Source organism: Paenibacillus sp. P4_E11 (genome assembly GCF_056401635.1).
Genome location: NZ_JBFUIX010000280.1, coordinates 1 through 3,120 on the forward strand (window position 1 = coordinate 1; position 3,120 = coordinate 3,120).

General features: G+C 47.5%; 4 protein-coding genes. All 4 read right to left on the reverse strand.

Translation table 11 applies throughout. The features are described from left to right. On the reverse strand, positions 1 to 1,126 hold a 1,126-nt coding region (locus AC1DWB_RS32785; protein WP_477545287.1), incomplete at its 3' end, for a 2-oxoacid:acceptor oxidoreductase subunit alpha. 215 nt (positions 1,127 to 1,341) lie between these two features. Then, a complete protein-coding gene (locus AC1DWB_RS32790; protein WP_477545288.1) occupies positions 1,342 to 2,280 on the reverse strand; it encodes a dipeptidase in 939 nt (312 codons plus the stop codon). Between the two features lie 199 nt (positions 2,281 to 2,479). Beyond that, positions 2,480 to 2,740 (reverse strand): stage V sporulation protein S, encoded by a 261-nt coding sequence (locus AC1DWB_RS32795; protein ID WP_006036664.1) that lies wholly within the window; start codon positions 2,738 to 2,740, stop codon positions 2,480 to 2,482. Positions 2,741 to 2,840: 100 nt separating this feature from the next. Then, on the reverse strand, positions 2,841 to 3,120 hold a 280-nt coding region (locus AC1DWB_RS32800; protein ID WP_477545289.1), incomplete at its 5' end, for a YmdB family metallophosphoesterase.

Consider the following 3,120-nt stretch of genomic DNA (forward strand, 5'->3'; position numbering starts at 1 on the left):
GATCAGAGGACTGCTTCCCAAGAGAAAGCTGCAAGTCAGTCATTACGATGACCGGCACTTGGTATTGTTCCGCAACGTTGAATGCCTCTATCATATCGTAGAAGCATTCTTCAATTGTACTAGGTGCAATTACGACCTTAGGAATTTCACCATGTGTACCATAGATCATAGCGTTCAAATCACTTTGTTCTTGCTTCGTTGGCAATCCTGTAGATGGTCCTCCACGCTGTGTGTCAATAATGACAACTGGAGTTTCAGTTATTCCAGACAAGCCAATCGCTTCCATCATCAGAGATAGACCAGGGCCAGCAGAAGCGGTCAATGTACGTACACCGCCATAGTTAGCGCCGATTGCCATCGTGACAGCTGCAATCTCGTCTTCGGTCTGAATAACGGTTCCACCGAATTTAGGAAGTCTCTTAATCAAATATTCCATAATCTCGGAAGCTGGAGTGATCGGGTAAGCTGGCATGAAGCGACAGCCTGCGGCGATCGCACCAAGCCCAATTGCATCGTTACCGATCATGAACAACTTCTGTTCCCCGTCTGCAGGGGCCAATTCGAAATCTTTCAAAGGTCCGCCAGCAAGATCCAAGACGAAGTTAGCGCCTTTGGCAACGGCATCTACGTTCTTCTCGACAACAGCTGGACCCTTCCGTCCGAACTCTTCTTCTACTGCTTTATTGAAAACTTCCAGTGGCAGGCCAAGCAATGCCCACGATGCACCAGAAGCAACCATGTTCTTCATTAAGGAAGTTCCCAATTCTTCTGCGATCGCTGTGATCGGTACTGGGAACAATCGAGCGTCGACACCTTCCGGTATTGTCGGGTTAAACTTCGCGTCAGCTACGACAACGCCGCCTGGACGAAGTTCATGCACATTCAAATCAATACTTTCTTGGTCAAACGCTACCAGAATATCCAAGTCGTCGGAAATGGCTCGCATAGGCTTGGTGCTGATGCGGATTTTATTATTCGTATGTCCGCCCTTGATTCTCGATGAGAAATGACGGTATCCGTACAAATAATACCCTAAGCGGTTAAGCGCGGTCGAAAAAATCCGGTCCGTACTTTCCACACCTTCCCCTTGTTGTCCGCCGATCTTCCATGACAATTGACTAATCACAAATTCCACTCCTTTAAACTGAGTCCTGAACGACATTCTTGAGGCGTCACAAAATCTTAACATTCTTATATCATCCAAATTTTATGACTTCAACCGTCAAAAAGCAAGGATATTCGCCCCTATGGAAACATAGTTATTTTCGATTGAATCCATATCAATTTTAGATTGATTTATTTTATAGTATTCTCATTTCGTTTTCAATTGCCCTGATCCGGTTATTCTGTCAACTCCCGCTCCAGGAACTCGTACCAATTACGATACATAAATCGTTCCACTTGTGATGGTGTATATCGTTTCAGCAGTGCATTCATCAGGTTATCGAAACAGCCCGAATGTTCCAATCCAGGAACCCAACTACCTATCCCATCAAAATCAGAGCCAAGCCCTATATGCAATGCTCCGCCTAACTCACACATCCGTTCCACATGTAGGATGAAGTGATCGATTGTAACTGGAGTGCCTTCCATTAAAAAGGGAGGATAGAAATTCAATCCCATCATCCCCCGGCCACGAATCATGTGTTCAATCTGGTCGTCCTTCAAATTGCGAGGGTGACTACATACACTGAATGCATTCGAGTGCGATGCAAGAAAGGGTCGCTCCGTTAGCTCGGCTAACTCCCAAAAAGCCCGTTCGCATAAATGAGAGGCATCTACCAGTATACCCAGTCTATTGCATTCTTTAACAAGCTTTCTTCCTTTCAATGTAAATCCGCCCTGACGAGGCTCCAACACCCCATCTGCGGCCCAGTTCGCGTAATTCCATGTGATACCCAACGAACGAACTCCAAGCTTGTACAACGTGTTCAAACGGCCCACATTGCCCGCGAGTGCGTCAGCTCCTTCCAGAGTCAGTAATGTGCCAATCCGACCTTCCGCAGCGAATCTGGCGAGATCTCCACGGGTTCGAACGAGACCTATCTCTGCATACTTGGCGATATGCGTATCATACCGATCGATGCATCGCAATACTTCATTGAAATCCGCGCTCCCCTGCTGGTCTGGTAACCAGATCGCCATCCATTGCATCATCACATTCGACTTCTGTAGTCTCGGCAATGTTACTTCCAATCCAGATGTATCATCTGCGAAATCCAATCCCGGGTTAAGTAGCAACTTACTCAATACATCGCAATGCGCATCGATTACATGCATCCTAAGCACCTCCAAGATAGTAGCAGAGCCCATGTAAGTTCGCCCCAGACAAAATAACCCCAGACAAAAGAAAAACGTCTTCACGACGTCTTTTCCATTCTATATATGAAACGCAATACGCGCTTACCGCCTAAGCATGTGGAAATCAATCGTCATCCCTGACCCTATATGTACGGAACGGACTTGAAGTGCGATTCGCTCAGCGGGGCTCGACAATAAGTTTGATCGCCGTCCGATCTTCGCCATCAATAACGATGTCGGTAAAGGCCGGGATGCAGATCAAGTCCACTCCGCTTGGTGCGACGAATCCTCTAGCAATCGCTACCGCTTTAATGGCCTGGTTAAGCGCTCCGGCGCCGATTGCCTGAAGTTCGGCCCCCCCGCGTTCACGCAGTACGCCCGCTAACGCCCCTGCAACGGAGTTGGGGTTTGATTTTGCTGAAACTTTTAATACATCCATGAAATTGTACCTCCTCGGGAATGTTGGATTGATTCCACTACTAACTCTATTCGGGTTAGTTGGAATTCATTCCTTATGTCCCAGGAGGTTCATCTATGAGCTACTCCCACACCATTTCTGTCTCGAATCGACGAACCAGCTCAATCTTCTTCGAGAGCCCTGTCTCTTCATCCATATCAATCAGAACAGCGTGGAATTGCCACTTGCCTTCATCTGCCGTGAAGCGAACAGGTAGTCCTGTCTTGAATTTCTGCAGCACAGCCTGACGTTCCATCCCCAGAATACCGTCTCGTCCTCCGACCATCCCAACATCGGTCACATAAGCTGTTCCCTGAGGCATGATTCGCTCGTCATGGGTTTGCACATGCGTATGTGTACCT